The organism is Pseudomonas sp. FSL R10-0056 (assembly GCF_009600105.1).
Taxonomy (GTDB): Bacteria; Pseudomonadota; Gammaproteobacteria; order Pseudomonadales; family Pseudomonadaceae; genus Aquipseudomonas; species Aquipseudomonas bubulae.
Window position 1 is genome coordinate 22896 of record NZ_WIWL01000185.1, and the last position, 16581, is coordinate 39476.

The window sequence follows — 16581 nt, forward strand, 5'->3', positions numbered from 1 at the left end:
TCAGGCCGCCTTCAACTTGCTGCGGGTTTCAGGTTCAGGGGTGGGGACGGTAAATGGTCCGTAGATGAAGGCTTCCGGGCGTTTCACTGCCAGGGCTACCCGCTCTTCGCAACGAATAGAGATCAGGTTCTTTTCAAAATCATCGGCGTTTTCGGTGCTGATCACCACATTGGCGTCTTCACGGTCGAACAGCTGCGCGCCCGTGCGGAAAGCACCGGTCAGGAAGCGGCCTTCAAATGCCTGAGCCTCGGTAGCGACTACCGGCAAGCCCCATAACAGCGGCCCGGCAAGCCCCAGCGGATTGCCCAGAATGTAGCGGCCCAAGGAGTCTTTGGTCAGCTCGATCTTGGCCCAGTCGATAAAGTGCAGCACATGGCCACTGGCAGGTAGCCGCGCCAGCTGTGCCTGGAGCATGGCCAAACGCAGATCATCAATGCCCGATGGTTGAGCCACTTCAAAAGCCGGGCTGAACACTGACGCTTGCGGCACGATGCCCTTCAGGTGAACGCCAGTACCGTCGCCAAACAACACCTCTTCCTCTTCCACATATTTAAGGCCGTAGCGCATCTCCACATCGATGGTGGATTGCAGTTGGGAGAAATCGTCGAGGATCTGCTTCGCCGCCTTGAACATATGCGCCAGGGTGGAAACGGCGGTGATCTTGATATCGAACTTGATATCCGAATACGGCTTGGCCTGCCCTTCTGCAATCACACTCGCGGCATTGGTGAAACCGGTCTGCTGCACCCAGAAAATGGCCGGTGCGGTGGTACGACCGGGAGCGATCAGGTCGCGGATGAACAGCCGTTGTTTGGGCATTACATCAATGCCCGGCAAACGTTCCGGCTCAACCACATTGGGTGGAATATCGCTGGACAGCAACGCGGCATTGACCGGAATACTCAAGCGCTTGCCACCTTCCAGGCTCGATGCAAAAGCCTTGAGGGCTTCGCTTTTGATCACCACAGAACCGAGGCTGTCCCGGGGTTCCAGTGCGGTTTGGCTGGGCACGCGGGCGAATTCCTGCTCAATCTCGCCGAGGCGGGTTTTCAGTTGTGCTTCGGCTTCGGTCAGGCTGTTAAAACGAAGCGCCAGCTCATCGACCGCCACTTTGGTTTGCTCGGACAGACCGCCCGCCTTGCGGGCTTCGGTCATGGCCTCTTCGGCTTGTTTGCTGAAGTCGCTGGACGCCTGGGCCAGCTCGGCGGAAACCTGTTTGAGCAGGTCATGGGTTGAATCAGACATGGTGAAGACTCCCGAGAGAGGTAGCGGCGGCCGTTTTGAACTGGGTCATGGCCTGTTGAAAATCAGCGAGGGCCTGACTCATATCTGCGGGCGGTGATTGAAGGGTTTTGAATCGGCTTTGATCGACCGGGCCCTGCCTGACGGCATCAGCCGCCAAAAGTTGATCGGCAAAGCCCTGCTCAACCGCCGCGCTGCCGTTGAGCCAGGTATCGGCGTCCATCAACTGCTGCATGGCACTGAGCTGTGACTGGGTGCGGCTCGCGTAGATCTCGGCCATAGCCTGATCGAAAGGCTCAAGCCTGCTCGCCACTTCCAGCAAGTCCTGACGATTGCCCAGGGCAACAACCCAACAGTTATGGATATTCAAAAAACCGGCGCGGGCGATGCGGATTTCGTCTCCCGCCATGGCAATGATCGAAGCCGCCGAGGCGGCCAGCCCCAGCACCTTGACCGTGACCTTGCCGCTGTAATCGCGCAGCAGGTTATAGATGGCCAAGCCCTCGAACATATCACCGCCGGGTGAGTTGATATTCACTGTCACATCGGCGCCATTCACGCTGCGCAATGCGGCGGCGATACGCTTGGTGGTCACGCCCTCTCCGCTCCACGGGTCCTGGCCGATGGCGTCATAGATCGAGATGCTGTGTTCCTCTTCACTGGCAGCGCGAATGCCGGGGTTCCAGCGTTTCAGCGCCAGCGGCTTGATCTCGCAGGGCGCGGGCAAGGCGGTTTCGTTCATGGCGACTTCTCGGGTTCAGGCACCGGCTGGCCCAGGGTTTCAAGGGAAACCATCGCCGCCTGCACGGTGAACAGCTCGCCACCGGGGATCGGCGGCAGGTTCTCAAGGCGGCGGACTTCGTTGCGATTGATCCAGCCGTGGGTCAGGCCGCTGATATAGAAACTGGCGCGCCCGGCGCTGTCGGCGCGCAGCAGGCCCTCGACTGAAAACTCGACAAATACCTGCTCGGTTTCGTATTCGTCGATCAGGCCACGGTTGATTTCCTGTTCGATATTGACCAGCAACGGTCGCAGGCTATTGGTCAAAAAGTGCAGGTTCTGTGCTTCGACACTGGCGGCCCAACTGCTCTGCTTGGTCATATGCCCGACCATAAACGGCGGCACCCGAAACCAGCGGCAGATCTCTTCGACATTGAAGGCGCGGGTTTCCAGCATCTGGGCGTCTTCGGGGTTCATGGTGATGCCCTGATACTTGAGGCCCGCCTCCAGCACCATGGTCTTGCCTGCGTTTTTGGAGCTGCTGAACTCCTCCAGGCTTTTGCGCAGCAAGTCGCGCTGCTCCTTGGTCAGGGTTCCGGCACCTTGGGCGGCGCCGCCCTCCACCGTCAGAAAACCAGAGGCTTGCAGGCCGTTGGCAAACACCTTGGCGGCCGCTTCTTCGGCGGACATGGACGAGCCGAAAATATCCCGCCCCGTGGTGATCGGCAGCATCCCGCAGATGCCGTCGATACCAAAGCCTCGGATATGCAGTAGCCGTTTCTCGGGGATTTCCCGCTGGCCTTTGCGCTCGTTGTAGCGGTACTCCAGCCGCCCGTTATCCAGGCGTTTGACGATCATGCATTGCGGTAACAAGGGCACCAGCGCCACCAGCCGGTTGCCGATCATCTTCTTCTCGATAAAGGCATTGCCGCGCAGGCAAATGCTCGCCACCACCATCAACATAAAGCGCTGCGGGGTCATCTCGATATTGGGCGAGCGGCACAGTACGCGGTACAGCGGATGGTCGGTGGCGGGTTCCCGCGAGCCATCGGGCTTACGCCGGTAGAGCTTGAGTGGCAAGGTTGATACGGACTCGGACAACAACCGCACACAGGCCCAGACCGTGGACAGGCGCATGGCCGCGTCCACCGATACCGTCTTGCCGCTACTGGAAACGCCGAACCAATCCTTCCAGAACACCGAGTCCGTGAGGCCTACAGGCACGCCCAGCCACTGCTGCAACGCGGCGCGGATGCGGCCGGGTTTCCAGAGTTTTGCCATTACAGGCCCACCATGATCGGGTCAGAGAAAAAGCCCTCGCGGTCGCCCGGCACCAGCGGTTGCAGCTCAGAAGCGCCGATGCTCATGGCCAGGGCGACAACCCCGTCGATGCGGCCAGTGCTTTTGCGTTTGGCGAAGATGCGGTTGTTCTTCTGATCGGCCTCGAGCACGGCGCTGGCGGCATTCCAGCGCAACACCGGGTTGGCCTGAATGACGATGCGCTGCTCGGCGAGCAAGGTTTCGGTCAGCTCAATTGAACGCGGCATCCACAGCCCGGAGTCCTTGGCCACGGTGTAACCCTGGCCGTGAGCGAACAGCGGAACCGAGATGCCCAGGCTTTCCAGTTCGGGCAGAAAGTACTTGATGCGATAGGCATCGAAGGCCACGCCTTGAATCGAAAACCGTGCCGCCAGCTCGCCCACTCGCACCGCCACAGCGCCGTAGTTCACCGCAACACCCGAGTGTGCATGCAGATAACCTGCACGCACCCAGGCGTCGTAGGGCACCCGATCGGTGCGCACGCGATCCAGCAAGGTGTCTTTCGGAGTCCAGAATTCAACCAGCGCGGTGCGCAATCGCGGAAAGTACAACGCCAACGCCGTGAGGTCGCGGGTGCCGGACAGATCAAGACCGCCGTAACAGGGCTCGTCTTCAGGGATGTCATCAATGTCCAGGTCCTGCTCGCAACTGAGCCAGGTATCCGCCGACAACCACGGGTTTTCCGCATCCACCCACTGACAGAAATTCAGGCGCCTGACGCTGGATTCCTTGGCGGGCATGCCCCGTGCTTCGGTGACTTGCTCCCGCAGATACTTGAGACCCGGCAGGCCGCCGTTGCCGTCACCCGGCTTGCCAAAGGCCAGACTGGGATTGGACTTGTGCCAGCAGGCTTCATCCTTGAACGGGTCATCGCCTTCGTCCAGCGAGCAGATAAAGGCGAAAAAACTATCGTCCTGCTGCTGCCCCGAGCAAATCGCTTGCCCGTACTGGTGATACTCGTAACAGACCGAAGTGCGGTCATGCCCACTGTTGGTGATCATCACGATCATGGCCTGACGGCGCCCCTTGGTCCCGGCGCGGATCATATCCACCACCACACGGGTCTTGTGCTCGTGAATCTCATCGAGCAAAGCCACATGGGGCCGTGGCCCGGACTGACCGTCATCGGCACTGATCGGCCGGAAGAAACTGCCCGAGGCGAAGTGCGCCAGATTCCACACTTTCTCGCCGCGCCCGGACTTCTCAAGCCGATCCGCCAGCAGCGCCGACTGATCGACCATCGACACCGCATCGCGAAACAGGATCATCGCCTGATCCTTTTTCGTTGCAGCTGCATAAATCTCGGCGCGGGCCTCATCGTCCGAGGTCATACCGTAAAGGCCGATCCCGGCTGCCAGTGGCGACTTGCCCGAGCCCTTTGCGGTCTCGATATAGCCGGTGCGAAAGCGGCGAAAACCGTCCGGGCCTTTCCAGCCAAACAGGCTGCCGAGGATGAAGGCCTGCCATGGCAACAAATGGAAGGCTTGGCCCTCGTACTCGCCGCCATTGAGGCAGAGCACGTCCTCGAAGTAGCCCATGACCCGGTTGGCCGAGTCCAGATCCCAGAATAATCCCCGAGCCGGGCCGCGCTCCAGGTCATTGAGATGGCGTTGGCAGGCATTGCGCACATCCGGCCCGGCCATGATCCGGCCGTCCATAACATCCCGCGCAAAGGCAGTGGCGCGATCAGAAATACTTGTCCGCGATGCGCTTTTGCTCATTGGGGAATAGCTCGCCTTGGGGCGGCACGGCCTTGAGGGATCGCCGCGCCAAGGGCGAAAGGCCAAAGCGCGAACCGGCTTCGTTGGCCCGACGCTCGGCGTCATTGCGTAACTTGCGCCATACCGACAGATCCTGGGCGCCGCTGCGGTAGGTCTGAACGTCGCCACGCAGGGATTGGCCCTGGCTGAACTCGCGCATTTTCAATGTCCAAAATCGGTATTCGGCGGCGGCCTCGCAGTAATGGGCCATGGCTTGGCGATCAAGGCGCGAGATCAAACCGAGCATTTCCAGATCGGGCACGATGCGCGCCCATTCGGCCTGCGCCTCGGGGCTGAGCCAGTCCGGCATCGGCGGTGCTTCAACCGGCGCCAGCGGCTGGGCTTGCTCTTGCTCAAGCGCCTCTCGGTTCTTCTTGCTGGGGTTGCCGTTGAGCAAATGCACGATAGCGGGCTTTGCATGACGTCCAGAGTTTTGATTTCCTGCCATCCAACACCTCAGATTTCAACCTGGAGCGCCCTCTCCCTCAAAGGCCTACCCCTGATATTTCCCGGCGTTGCACAAAAAGGGGGGCGCGGGGTCTAGGAGCGAAAGGCCGGGCAACTTTTACCCCACCCTCCCCTGATTCCATGGATGTTTGGGGTCGATAGGGTCACCAGCGGCAGTACAACCGAGCACAACACCGGACTTCTCGAAACGCTGCTTGTGGGCATCGTGGCAATGCTTGCACAGCGACTGCCAGTTGGTGCGATCCCAGAACAGTTCGGTATCGCCGTGATGGGCCTGAATATGATCAACCACTGTTGCCTGGGTGACGCGGCCATGGTGTTCGCATTCGGCGCACAGTGGGTGTTTTCTCAACCAGCCAATCCGGGCGCGCTGCCAGCGATAGCTGTACATGCTCAGTCGCCGTTGCGCCGGGGGAGTTTGTAGCCGACAAAGCGTTCGGCCAGATCGCGGACCTTCTCGACGCCCAGAAAACCAATCCAGCCACCGACAAATCCGGCCATGGCCAGAGGCAGTCCAAAGTAGTCCATGCCCGAGATCATGGTGATGGTCAGCCCACCGCAGAGGGCACCTTCCAGCAGCGCCCGACGCCTGGAGCCGCCACCGTAGATGATCCGCAGTGCAGCCATGAAAAAGGCCAAAGTCGCGGCGAAAATCACAGGCGCTTGCTCGCTGAGCCACGCCAGAATTGCCGCAATCACATAGGGTTTCTCAGACCAGCCTGACATCTGCACGATCTCCGGACAGATGGAATAAAAAAGCCCTGCGGCAGAGGCAGGGCTAACGGGGCGCCGCTTGAGGGAGGGGACTCGGGCGCAGGTAAAACAACATAGTGATCTTTTACCCCCGAACGGAAAGCCCGTGAAGCGCCATTTTTCGGTCTGTGGAGTTGACGCAAGGTTGACGCACAGTTGGCGCAGGGTTGAGGGAAGTACCCTGACAAACGGTCAGGCAGCGCGGTGATTGGCACGCCTTAACAGGTCGCTCATCACCTGCTCGTGCAGGCTCTGAACCCAGTTGCGATAAGTGCGATCTGCCGTCGACGGCAACGCGAGCAACTGCATCTGCCGGGGGACCGACAATGCCGGTACAGGCAGATAGCGCAGGCTCGCTAGCTTGACCAACAACTGCCCCCGTTCACCTCGGTGCTCCAGTCGAGCCAGGGCCGCTTCAATTTCGCGAGCAATATGATCCGGCCCTGCCCCGTTGGCCATCAGTTCACGCGGCCCCGGCAGATTACGCGGCATACCCCCGGCAAACTCCATCAAGGTACCCATCGGGCTGCTAAGGCTGGCTTCCATCCCGCAGCGTCGGGTCTGCTCGGCCCAGTGATGCATCAGGGTTTCGATTTCAGTGATCATCGGCGCTTACTCCCACTAGTGACATTGGTGACGGTTGGTGACACAAGAACTCTCTTCAAATCAAAGCTGTCACCAATGTCACTACTGTCACCACTTAAAAAGTAAAAACATATACAACGCTTTTACGGGCTATATCGCTGCGGGGAAAAAGCAGTGTGTATAGGGTTACAAAACCCGTAGTGACACTGGTGACATTAGTGACACGTTTGATTTCGTTAACTTTTATCAGTCATGCATTGGTGACAGAGCCGGTGACACTAGTGACACCTAAGCCGCTGAACGCTCGGCCTCCGGCCGCAAATACGGCCTTATGCGCTTGAGGGTGCCTGGGACCCGCTTTTGCCTGGACTTGAGCCAGCCCAACCGCCGCAGAATTTCCGCCACCCGGCGCTGCTCAGGTTTGTTCATTTTGGCGATGTCCATTTGCAGTGCATTTTTTAGCAGTGTCATGGTCGTGACCTCATTAATGGGCCCCCATAAACCATCCGGGTAATGGGCTTGCGGTGCCTGCCCTTCCAGGTAGTTGATGATGATTTCCTCCCAAGGGTCCTCCACATAGCGGGCGTCCTGCTCCTCGCGGGCAATATCCTGGGGGTAGTCCCACCACTGGAACCCGGTCGTGTACAGATGCAGTGCTTCTGCCCATAGCTCTTTGCGCCATTGGCGGATGTACTCAACGTCTGCCTTGTGCACGAGCACCGGCAGAAAACGTCGCGCCCCCGTTGGATCGCTAAGGTAGGTGTCAGCATTGGTGGTGCCGATAAATACGCACTGGCGGGGATGACTTTCCCCGTGCCGCTCGTAGGGCGCACGGTACTTGTCATCGCGGCGGGTTATGGCCATTTTTACCTGGTTGATATCGGCCTTGGAAAAACTCTGCATCTCGCCAATTTCAACCACGGTATGGCCCTGCATCGTCACATAAAAGTCCTTGGTGGTCGGCGGCTCGCTGGTTTCCAGATACCAGTCAAACCCGAACAGCTCGGCAATGCAGGTCGACTTGCCCAGCCCCTGCCCGCCTTCCAGCACCACCATTTCATCGACCTTGCAGCCCGGTTGCATCACACGGGCGACGGAAGACACCAACAATGACTGTCCGATATGCCGGGTGTAATCGTTGTCCTCGGTTCCGAACACCGTAGGTAACAAGTGCGGCAAACGGGGTTGTCCGTCCCAAGGAGGGAGGCGTTCGAGCCATTCGCGCACGGGATGAAAGCGGGCATCACAGGCCACCAGTTGGGCAGCCTCTTCGACAACCAGGCTGCTGCGCAAACGCAGATTCCATACCATCTGCAACCACACCAAGGTTTTACCAGCATCCACATCCAGCCACGGCCCCACCTCGCCGCCGAAAACCGGAGGAAGTTTGAGTTTTTCAATCCGACAGGAGAACTCGTTAAAGGCCAGTACACCTTGCCATTCAGGCGCGTGCTTGAGGATCAGATAGGCGTTGGTCAGCTCGGCACGCAGGGCATTGTCCTCGGTGCGGCGCAGGCAGGATTTCCAGTCTGTGCCGGGTTCCACAGGAACTGGCTTGAGTGACTTGCTCGGGGTGCAGGTTTTGCTGGCTGATTTTTCGTTGAGCCCAAGCAAGCATGCGGCAGCCTTGACCGCTTTCGACACATCGCCGCCATGCTGCAGCAGGCAATACACGGCAAAGGCATCATTCTGATGTCCATTAGCCAACGGGTCTGCACCGTGATGGGAATACACCTTACCATCAGTCACTGAAACGCCGGGCAATCCCGTGCTGCTTTGCGGGCATAGCCAGCGTTGGCCGTGTTGGGTGTAACCGTGGGAGCTGAGCAATGACTCGACATTGTGGGCGTGGTTGAATTGCTCGATCACAGAGGGGCTTGCGCCTTCAACTCGGGATGCTCTGGTCTTGAGAGAAGGTTTGGTTTTGACCCACCATGGGCAGGCCATTTCGGCGTCACGTTTGAACAGATCCCAGTTCTTCCAGGCGTTAAGGAGTTGAGGGATGAGTACCGGGAAACCTTCGATTGAAGGCGGGGTTTTCCAGACATAAGGCTTGCCGGTGCCGGGGTGAATAGAAGGCGGCAATACATCCTGAACCAGACCGGCGCGAAACTCGAATACGATAAATCTTTTGAGCGCTTCAGCCTGCGCTTTCAAAGTGGCAACTGCCGATTGATCAGCAGAGGCTTCTGCCGCCTTCAGTAACTGGACGACTGATTTAAATAACGAGCCATCCGGATCTTTCTGGTTGGGCCAAGCCAGTGCATGCCGGCCTAATTCGATCCCGACGGGCACGCGAAACAAAAGACGCATGCGCTGCGGATTGCCCACTACAGTGGGGCACGTCAGAGCAAGATGATCCAGGTCTACTCCTAACTGATCGCTCAACACCTGACGTGTCCACTGCACATCATCTACATCCAGCGAGCACAGTTGACTGGGGCCGAGTACAACACCCATGTTGTGATGTGGGTGCTTGAGCCAAAACGCCGTAGCTTGGTCGGCATCTGAGAAGTAGCCACCGGCTTTGTTCCAGGCCTTTCCTTTGGGCGCTTTCTTGCCGGGCTCAATGGCCACTAGCGCAAGATCGAAAGCGTCTATATAACGTTTTGCCCAATCAGCACACGTTGGCGGATGGTTCATGCAGTACCTCCTGCATGGCTAAACCTGAGGACGAAGATTCGTTGGTCACTCAACGCCTGAAAATTTACGCCAGGCTGGACCTGCGTAAAAATGCCCAATCAATATCGTTTCGTAGTTCTTCACAAGTCACGGCCCCGCAAGTCTCACGTTCGATATTGATTGCCAGCTTGGCGCTGGCACGCCTGTTGTCGTAGGCCACTTGTCGCAGCTGACCAACAGTTGTTTGGCAGGCACCCGCAAAGTGTTCGAATGTAGGTTTGTCCAAGGTCTTGATATAGGAACGCAGGTTCATAACGGCGACCCTCCCCTTGAACTTAAAATGTTAGCTCTAGCTAATTTTGACCGCAAGCGCAAAATAGATTTTACTAAACGCTAAATAAGCCGGAATAGAAGCCTATGGACATTAACCAGCTTCGCGTTGACACACTTAGAAGCATTATCGGTGTGCGAAAAACCAAGGATTTCGCCGAACAATACGACCTCGATGCGTCATACCTCTCTCAAATGCTCAATGGTCATCGCCCAATGGGTGACCGGGCAGCAACAAAGCTCGAACACAAGATAGGCCTAACAACCGGCACTTTAGTGATGCCAAGGACGGACATGGTCGCTAATGCAATCAACGGTGTTGACTCCCAGAGCTACCCGCTATTTCTGCGTTCAAAAATACGCGGTGTAGTACCACTGAAAAACAGCGATCACTGGTCATCCCTGGAACCTGTCGCAGGGTGGCTTCTTGTACCAAGCAGCGACCCAGAGACTTATTCGCTGAGATTCAAAGGCGATGCCTTGGCGCCAGCCATACGCAATGGCTGGGCTGTTTGGGTTGAACCCAACCATTCGCTGGTACCTGGGGAGTATGTAATCATCGAACTGCTGGACGGTACTGGCATGATCAAAGAGCTTTTATTCGAGAATGAAGGGGTATTTAGCCTGATGCCTTTGACTGGCAGCACCGGGCGACTCTCGTTAAGCCGTGAAGAGATCAAGCATATTCATCATGTAGGCGGAATTTTGCCGGGCAGCAAAATTTTGTATCAATCTGAGCAATCACTTTAACGCTCACTCTGAAGCTGAAAAACAAAAGCTAATCATTAGATTTCATTACAATTTCCAAAATGTGTATTTAGCAAATAGTAAATTCAACACTCCACAAAATAGCTTACGCTATTGCAGAAACCCTCACTTATGCTAATTATTTGGAATACCTGTTTCCTGCGAGGGGCTGATCGTGTCTTCGGAGTGGATGGTTCCGAATTCTACTTATGAGCAGTTACTAAGACACTGGGATACACCCTGCCTGTCGCTGACACAATTTCGGGAGTCATATCTCCCGCATATCAAGACAGAGCGCTATCTCCTGCATGCAATCAAATCCGGGAAGATCCAGATCCGGCTCACACGTCTGCATGGGTCAATTCGGGCAGCGCCTGTGATTTTTCTGCAAGATCTGGCTCAGTTTCTGGACGCATGTGCTCCCTACAACCAAAAAACAAGACTGGCTGAAACTCCTAAATCAGGAGGTTAATCAATCCATGGATATCCAAAGCGAAATTCTCGCACAAGACGAGATCAGCGCAATTACGGGCTTCAAGCTGGCCCGCTCGCAAATAAACTGGCTGGAACAGCATGGCTGGCATTACGAATTGACCGGCGCACGGCGCCCTATCGTAGGCCGTATTTATGCACGGTTGAAACTGGCCGGAGTGACTCCTTCAGAAACCAATGCCGTGGTCGAAACCTGGACGCTCGACCTGTCAAAAGTGAGCTGAGTCATGCGCCACAAAAAACCGGAAAACCGCGACCTCCCACCGCGCATGATCCGCCGCACCCGCAAGGGGAAAAAGGGACAGGTCTGGATTACGTATTATTACAATGGCAGGGATACAGCCGGTAAACGCAAGGAGATCCCCCTAGGCACAGACCTCGACCAAGCCAAGGTGGAATGGGCCAGACTGGAACGCAAAGCCCCTCCGAAATCCAGCCGCTTGATGGGTTACCTGTTTGACCGGTACGAAAAAGAAATCATCCCCGGCAAATCCATCCGCACCCAATCCGACAACCATAAAGAACTCAAACAGCTCAGACGAGCCTTTGAGAGCGCCCCAATTGAATCGATCACGCCCCAGGTAGTGGCCCAATACCGTGATGCCAGAACGGCAAAGGTCAGGGCCAACCGTGAAATCGCACTGCTCTCCCACGCCTTCACCATCGCCCGCGAATGGGGCCTGACGGAAAAAGCCAACCCCTGCTTAGGCGTGCGCCGTAACAAAGAAAAACCACGGGACTTTTACGCCGGAGAGGCTGTGTGGAACGCGGTCTATGCCGAGGCAGCGCAAGAACTCAAAGACGCAATGGACCTGGCCTACCTGACCGGCCAGCGCCCTGCCGATGTACTCAAAATCGCGAAAACAGACTTGAGCAATGGCTTTTTGTTGATCGGCCAAGGCAAAACTGAAAAGCGCCTCCGCCTTCGGCTGGAAGAAGCTGGCGTCCAATCAGGGCTAAGTGCCTTTATCAATGATCTGCTGGAGCGCAGAGCCATCAACGGCATCAAGACCTCGACACTGATCACCAATGCGTCGGGCCTGCGAATGAGCCAGCAGATGCTGCGTAACCGATGGGATGATGCGCGGGAGAAAGCCGCAATTAAAGCATCTGCGGATGGTGACCCGGTACTTGCTGCCAGCATTCGGCAGTTTCAGTTCAAGGATATTCGGCCCAAGGTGGCGAGTGAGATTGAGTTGGCGCATGCAAGCCGCTTGCTAGGGCACTCGACCGAGGATATTACGAAGAAAGTATATCGGCGGATTGGGGAGATAGTTAAACCTACGAAATAATTCGCATACCGCCCTTCCGTTCCGTTTCAAATGATAACCATTTTACGAAAACTATTAAACCAATAGCACCAAGCCTGCCTTAAGATAAAGGCAGGCAAGCTTAGCCTTTTTTCAACGAAAACTAAGCAACACCTGGCTTTAACAACAGTACAGGAGAGCACCTTGCATAAGGAACTCCAGGGTATCTACTGAAGCTCACTCGCTGACCTTTAGCAGCAGCTTTATTTCCGAAAAAAACACTATTATGAAAAAAAGTAGACCCCCCAACTCCGGCATCAATAAATCCGTAGTTCCCGGTCCCTCCACCGTACAAACTAATACGAAAATCACTTACATGCCCAACATTCCGATCGGTAGAGGCGTAACACAAAAGATTGAATGCATCCACGATTTCAGAGGACTTTGGACGATTATCGGCTTCCAAAGATAAACATCTTTGGATGATATCCCAGAGACCATCTTCTAATACTTCAGTCACTTTATGAGAGTTAAACCAATCCGGCTTAGTGATGCTTACTCCTGTATACAATAATCGCCCCACGTTGAAGATAGCTGCACGACCCACACCGAAAGGGGGGACCCCGACCAATAGCTGATATGCAATGCAGCCAAAAGCCCATACGTCCATAGGACGACCTGCAGCTTTCCAATTCACCCAACATTCGGGAGCCATATAAGGAACCGCACCTAGCAAAGTATTAGACGTGGTTAGCGTCGACTCGTCCTCATCGAACAAGTTCATTTCAACTTCAATTTCTGACTCTGCAAGTTTTGCAATACCAAAATCAGTGAGCTTCAAAGTAGTAACACCTGGATCTCCAGATGTCATTATATTACTTGGCTTTAGATCTCGATGACAAATCCCAACTCGATGAGCTTCATTTATAGCCTTTGCCATATGATGTAATATATGAGCCGCCAAAGCAGGATCTAAGTAATAAAATTCATCTTCAAGAAGCTTTGCAAGATCTCTACCTTGCACAAACTCCTCGACTAAAAATGTTATATTTTCATCTTCAAAGTAATCAAATGTAGCAGCAATATTTGGATGTACTACACGGGCCCCCATTTCAGCGCCACGCCTAAACCGTCGATCTACAACGCCGGCCTTTGGCGTTTTCAACGCAACTATACGGCCCAGCGATAGGTCTTGCGCGACATACACTTCCTGCATACCACCCGCTGCATGGTACTTGATTATTTCATAACGTCCAGCCAAAATTTGCCCCGCCGAAAACACGTTACTCATAATACAACCTCAGGACGAGATGAAGAGAAGGTTACCCACTCACGATTATAGCTAAGCTCTGCCTTACCAAAGGTTAGAACACATGCCTCAGAAAGCTTTGCGCCTGGCAGTAGAGGATTGTTATTTATATAAACATCACCTGCAACAGCACCCACTTCAAAATCAAGACCATTGTAGTCAACCCGAATTTTCCCAAGATAACCGAGATCTATACTTACATTACGATTCGTATTTGTTAACTCGTATATTGCATTCTGGCCCACTACAAAAAGGCCTCTATGTTTATTTCTAACCAAATAACGCGCACACAAATCACTAATCGCACTTGCTTTTGGACGCCGCAAATAATCAACACACAAACAAGAGTCTATTAGGATTGAAATCTCACTTGGCAGATCAGGGAGAGCAGTCTGTATAGAAGGTGCCAAACTGAGAGACTGTGGGGGTTGCTGCATAAGCTGAGATGGAAATGTATTTTGTGCTAGGGCCCAAGCACAGATACCAAATGCATAAACATCCATCTCTGGAGTGATCTTGACATTATTACTCCAGAACTCTGGAGCCGCATAAACTAGAGTAGCCCTACTATTTATTGTGTAGTAGCCAGGGTCCGCAGTAGATATCCCAAAGTCAAAAAGCTTCAAAATTCCAGATGCTGAATCTCTAAAATTGTCTAATTTTAAGTCGCGATGCACTATACCGTTGCTATGAAGACTGGCCAGCGCTGTTGAAATTTGATAGAGCGTTTTTATATACCCATAAATATCACCAGGAGCCTCCGCATAAAAGGCGGAATAATCCCGTCCAGTCAACCGCTCGATGATTATACCCTCGGGCACTCCATCCTGATTAAGAATGACATCGTAGATTTCTACAATGTGACGCGAGCGGGCACTCGACAAATGCCTTACTTCGTTAAGCAACTGATCAGCATCATCAATGCTTTGCATTGACTTAAACATTACCGACCTATCTAAGAATGTATCATGCACCACTTCAACTGCACCAAAGCCACCCAGCATAGGTCTTGCAGACAATATTTTATATCGCGGAGGTAACATAAGAATTCCATTTACTATTTACTATTTACTATTTACTATTTACTATTTATTATTTATTATTTATTATTTATTATTTATTATTTATTATTTATTATTTATTATTTATTATTTATTATTTATTATTGCCATCAGCTTCTTCTGCCCCATCAACTGTTATCTGTATCTTTGGACGGGTAAGCGATCTCTGACGAATTTTTGCCTCTGTCTTTTCTACTAGATCCAATTGCCTAGGAAGCTCTATATCTTTTTTTAATTTGGATCGAGCATAACGTTTGAGTGTGTTTTTCTCTACTACAGACGGGGTCAGCTCTGAGCGATGCGCAGAAAAAACATAACTCATGAGAAGCGTAAATCTCTGATCTGCTAGCCAAACTGTTAACCGAGCACTCTCAGATCTCTTTATCGCATTAAGCCTACACCAGCCAATCAATTTCGATACATCTTCAATAATAATTATAGAGGAGTTATCCGTTCCTCCAGTCCAATTCGCCAACGCCAGAGCTCTTCTACTGGATTCTATTGAGGATTTTGCATTAACAACAACTAACTCAAACCCTGTCGAATCATGTTTCCAGCATCCGTCCGAACAGAGAACAACCGAGCTTGAGAACTCCTCAATCTTGTTTACGACAATATTTAACTCTCTTGACTCTCTACCAGACTCGCCAATCGCCTGCGAAAGACTTGCCAGGAGTCCTTTTTGGGCAAGAGCAGATACATCCTGTAAATTAAGCTTTTTAGCTTCATTAGCAAGAGTATCATCCTCACTTATTTGCGTGAGCTTCTTATCCTTAGAAGGATCCCACGTATATATTCTACTATCACCTATACTGCCACCGACAAACTCGCCAGCGGAGGTTGCAAGGATAATACTTGCCGTTGTAGAGCCACTCCCAGACAAGCAATCTCTAACTTTGTCATCCATTCTACGTATAACATGAGTAAGAATTTGCTCTCCTGAAATTGCCGTCTTGACACGGGATAGTTCGGAAAAAAGGGTCGCTACTGCGATTGAAGCAGCTAAATCACCATTTTTCGACCCTCCCACCCCATCGCACACCACAGCAACGAGGTAGCTTTCTCCATTTGCTGCGGATATCTGCGCTACTGCCGACCGATCCTCGTGACGATTTCTGACTACCCCTTGGTGAGACCCAAAAGAAATGCCAAGGTCTTTAATTTCATTACACTTCAACTGGTCCCATGAGGCATTACTCAGTTCGAGGAACAAGGCCTCTCCTATTTCTCCAGTCATCTCGCGGGCTAATGACTCGATATCTAAATTCATGTGCGCTCTTTAAAGTAGATATTCTTCGGACCAAATTCGTCCACAGAGTCGTAGCCGAAGGTCATTTCCATCATTCCACTATAGCCCATTGATAACCTAGCGCCCACACCACAGACGCAAACACGCAAGGAGAAAGACAAGGAATGACTCAGGCAAACGATCAATTTGAATGATGCCGATAGTACCTGATTCTACGGCCACGCTAACAGGCGCTTTCAGCTATTGCCGAAAGAGCTGAATCATAGGCAACAACCCCTCAGTAGTGAAGGGTGGCGGGGGAATATCCAAGCAAAGCGTCCAAATTACGCACTGACCCAAAGTTGGTTGCGGAAGCGATCCCAAAAATTGCGGAAGTGATACGCCAAATCGCAGGCATAAAAAAACCCCGCAGACCTTGATCTACGGGGCTTTCGAATGTGGAGGCCGAAGCCGGAATCGAACCGGCGTGGGCGGATTTGCAATCCGCTGCATAACCATTTTGCTATTCGGCCAATTGTGCTTGATGATTCCTTGGAAACATCAAAAACAAGAGTTTGTTACTGCGACTATATCGCTACAAGCATTTGATTCTTCAGCACTTCAGGTTGTTGCCCCCGGGCTGATGGCGCGCATTATGTACTAGAAGCTGGAAGCTGGCAACCCCCTGAATTCT

Annotated in this window: 17 protein-coding genes and 1 tRNA gene; 4 read left to right on the top strand and 14 right to left on the bottom strand. The window is 53.5% G+C overall.

Going from position 1 to position 16581, the window contains the following annotated elements; all coding sequences use genetic code 11:
* From GHO42_RS14930 to GHO42_RS14975, 10 genes are all read right to left on the bottom strand, one after another.
* On the bottom strand, nt 1-1245 hold the full coding sequence (locus GHO42_RS14930) for a phage major capsid protein (protein ID WP_153327579.1): 1245 nt from the start codon (nt 1243-1245) through the stop codon (nt 1-3).
* Nucleotides 1238-1984: a head maturation protease, ClpP-related gene (locus GHO42_RS14935; protein ID WP_153327581.1), complete on the bottom strand. Its 747-nt coding sequence runs from the start codon at nt 1982-1984 to the stop codon at nt 1238-1240. Before GHO42_RS14935 ends, GHO42_RS14930 begins: the two co-directional genes overlap by 8 nt.
* Complete coding sequence (locus GHO42_RS14940; protein WP_153327583.1) at nt 1981-3243, bottom strand: phage portal protein; 1263 nt, start codon at nt 3241-3243, stop codon at nt 1981-1983. Before GHO42_RS14940 ends, GHO42_RS14935 begins: the two co-directional genes overlap by 4 nt.
* Entirely contained in the window at nt 3243-5003 is a 1761-nt protein-coding gene (locus GHO42_RS14945) for a terminase large subunit (protein ID WP_153327585.1), read from the bottom strand. The genes GHO42_RS14940 and GHO42_RS14945 overlap by 1 nt, the downstream gene beginning before the upstream one ends.
* Complete coding sequence (locus GHO42_RS14950) at nt 4969-5490, bottom strand: phage terminase small subunit P27 family (RefSeq protein WP_153327587.1); 522 nt, start codon at nt 5488-5490, stop codon at nt 4969-4971. Before GHO42_RS14950 ends, GHO42_RS14945 begins: the two co-directional genes overlap by 35 nt.
* Nucleotides 5491-5607: 117 nt before the next feature.
* Entirely contained in the window at nt 5608-5901 is a 294-nt protein-coding gene (locus tag GHO42_RS14955) for an HNH endonuclease (RefSeq protein ID WP_153327589.1), read from the bottom strand.
* Nucleotides 5902-5903: 2 nt separating this feature from the next.
* Nucleotides 5904-6236 carry a phage holin, lambda family gene (locus GHO42_RS14960; RefSeq protein WP_153327590.1) on the bottom strand — a complete coding sequence of 111 codons (333 nt, stop codon included), beginning with the start codon at nt 6234-6236 and terminating at the stop codon, nt 5904-5906.
* 219 nt (nt 6237-6455) lie between these two features.
* Nucleotides 6456-6869 (bottom strand): hypothetical protein, encoded by a 414-nt coding sequence (locus GHO42_RS14965; protein ID WP_153327592.1) that lies wholly within the window; start codon nt 6867-6869, stop codon nt 6456-6458.
* 267 nt (nt 6870-7136) lie between these two features.
* Nucleotides 7137-9491: a VapE domain-containing protein gene (locus GHO42_RS14970; RefSeq protein WP_153327594.1), complete on the bottom strand. Its 2355-nt coding sequence runs from the start codon at nt 9489-9491 to the stop codon at nt 7137-7139.
* 64 nt (nt 9492-9555) lie between these two features.
* The gene (locus GHO42_RS14975) at nt 9556-9783 is read right to left on the bottom strand and encodes a YdaS family helix-turn-helix protein (RefSeq protein WP_153327596.1); all 228 of its coding nucleotides are present in this window, start codon (nt 9781-9783) and stop codon (nt 9556-9558) included.
* A 104-nt stretch (nt 9784-9887) separates the two neighbouring features.
* Between GHO42_RS14975 and GHO42_RS14980 the strand changes: the two genes are divergently transcribed.
* The 4 genes from GHO42_RS14980 (at nt 9888) to GHO42_RS14995 (ending at nt 12331) form a co-directional block, all read left to right on the top strand.
* Complete coding sequence (locus tag GHO42_RS14980; RefSeq protein ID WP_153327598.1) at nt 9888-10550, top strand: S24 family peptidase; 663 nt, start codon at nt 9888-9890, stop codon at nt 10548-10550.
* 187 nt (nt 10551-10737) lie between these two features.
* On the top strand, nt 10738-11019 hold the full coding sequence (locus GHO42_RS14985; protein ID WP_153327636.1) for a pyocin activator PrtN family protein: 282 nt from the start codon (nt 10738-10740) through the stop codon (nt 11017-11019).
* Between the two features lie 7 nt (nt 11020-11026).
* Entirely contained in the window at nt 11027-11263 is a 237-nt protein-coding gene (locus tag GHO42_RS14990) for a DUF4224 domain-containing protein (RefSeq protein ID WP_153327600.1), read from the top strand.
* A 3-nt stretch (nt 11264-11266) separates the two neighbouring features.
* Nucleotides 11267-12331, top strand: coding sequence for a tyrosine-type recombinase/integrase (locus GHO42_RS14995; RefSeq protein ID WP_153327602.1), 1065 nt, complete (start codon nt 11267-11269; stop codon nt 12329-12331).
* 121 nt (nt 12332-12452) lie between these two features.
* On the opposite strand, the gene GHO42_RS15000 is transcribed toward GHO42_RS14995, so the two are convergent.
* From GHO42_RS15000 to GHO42_RS15015, 4 genes are all read right to left on the bottom strand, one after another.
* Nucleotides 12453-13580 carry a serine/threonine-protein kinase gene (locus GHO42_RS15000; protein ID WP_153327604.1) on the bottom strand — a complete coding sequence of 376 codons (1128 nt, stop codon included), beginning with the start codon at nt 13578-13580 and terminating at the stop codon, nt 12453-12455.
* Nucleotides 13577-14641 (bottom strand): protein kinase, encoded by a 1065-nt coding sequence (locus tag GHO42_RS15005; protein WP_153327606.1) that lies wholly within the window; start codon nt 14639-14641, stop codon nt 13577-13579. Before GHO42_RS15005 ends, GHO42_RS15000 begins: the two co-directional genes overlap by 4 nt.
* Nucleotides 14642-14753: 112 nt before the next feature.
* On the bottom strand, nt 14754-15929 hold the full coding sequence (locus GHO42_RS15010) for a PP2C family serine/threonine-protein phosphatase (protein WP_153327609.1): 1176 nt from the start codon (nt 15927-15929) through the stop codon (nt 14754-14756).
* A gap of 417 nt (nt 15930-16346) precedes the next feature.
* Nucleotides 16347-16420, bottom strand: a tRNA-Cys gene (locus tag GHO42_RS15015).
* Nucleotides 16421-16581 lie beyond the last annotated feature (161 nt).

Excerpts from the sequence above, each read along its gene's own strand:
- GHO42_RS14970 (WP_153327594.1), bottom strand. The coding sequence starts at position 9,491 with ATGAACCATCCGCCAACGTGTGCTGATTGGGCAAAACGTTATATAGAC.
- GHO42_RS14980 (WP_153327598.1), top strand. The coding sequence starts at position 9,888 with ATGGACATTAACCAGCTTCGCGTTGACACACTTAGAAGCATTATCGGT.
- GHO42_RS14935 (WP_153327581.1), bottom strand. The coding sequence starts at position 1,984 with ATGAACGAAACCGCCTTGCCCGCGCCCTGCGAGATCAAGCCGCTGGCG.
- GHO42_RS14945 (WP_153327585.1), bottom strand. The coding sequence starts at position 5,003 with ATGAGCAAAAGCGCATCGCGGACAAGTATTTCTGATCGCGCCACTGCC.
- GHO42_RS14985 (WP_153327636.1), top strand. The coding sequence starts at position 10,738 with ATGGTTCCGAATTCTACTTATGAGCAGTTACTAAGACACTGGGATACA.
- GHO42_RS14960 (WP_153327590.1), bottom strand. The coding sequence starts at position 6,236 with ATGTCAGGCTGGTCTGAGAAACCCTATGTGATTGCGGCAATTCTGGCG.
- GHO42_RS14955 (WP_153327589.1), bottom strand. The coding sequence starts at position 5,901 with ATGTACAGCTATCGCTGGCAGCGCGCCCGGATTGGCTGGTTGAGAAAA.
- GHO42_RS14950 (WP_153327587.1), bottom strand. The coding sequence starts at position 5,490 with ATGGCAGGAAATCAAAACTCTGGACGTCATGCAAAGCCCGCTATCGTG.
- GHO42_RS15000 (WP_153327604.1), bottom strand. The coding sequence starts at position 13,580 with ATGAGTAACGTGTTTTCGGCGGGGCAAATTTTGGCTGGACGTTATGAA.
- GHO42_RS14930 (WP_153327579.1), bottom strand. The coding sequence starts at position 1,245 with ATGTCTGATTCAACCCATGACCTGCTCAAACAGGTTTCCGCCGAGCTG.
- GHO42_RS14995 (WP_153327602.1), top strand. The coding sequence starts at position 11,267 with ATGCGCCACAAAAAACCGGAAAACCGCGACCTCCCACCGCGCATGATC.
- GHO42_RS15005 (WP_153327606.1), bottom strand. The coding sequence starts at position 14,641 with ATGTTACCTCCGCGATATAAAATATTGTCTGCAAGACCTATGCTGGGT.
- GHO42_RS15010 (WP_153327609.1), bottom strand. The coding sequence starts at position 15,929 with ATGAATTTAGATATCGAGTCATTAGCCCGCGAGATGACTGGAGAAATA.
- GHO42_RS14975 (WP_153327596.1), bottom strand. The coding sequence starts at position 9,783 with ATGAACCTGCGTTCCTATATCAAGACCTTGGACAAACCTACATTCGAA.
- GHO42_RS14990 (WP_153327600.1), top strand. The coding sequence starts at position 11,027 with ATGGATATCCAAAGCGAAATTCTCGCACAAGACGAGATCAGCGCAATT.
- GHO42_RS14965 (WP_153327592.1), bottom strand. The coding sequence starts at position 6,869 with ATGATCACTGAAATCGAAACCCTGATGCATCACTGGGCCGAGCAGACC.
- GHO42_RS14940 (WP_153327583.1), bottom strand. The coding sequence starts at position 3,243 with ATGGCAAAACTCTGGAAACCCGGCCGCATCCGCGCCGCGTTGCAGCAG.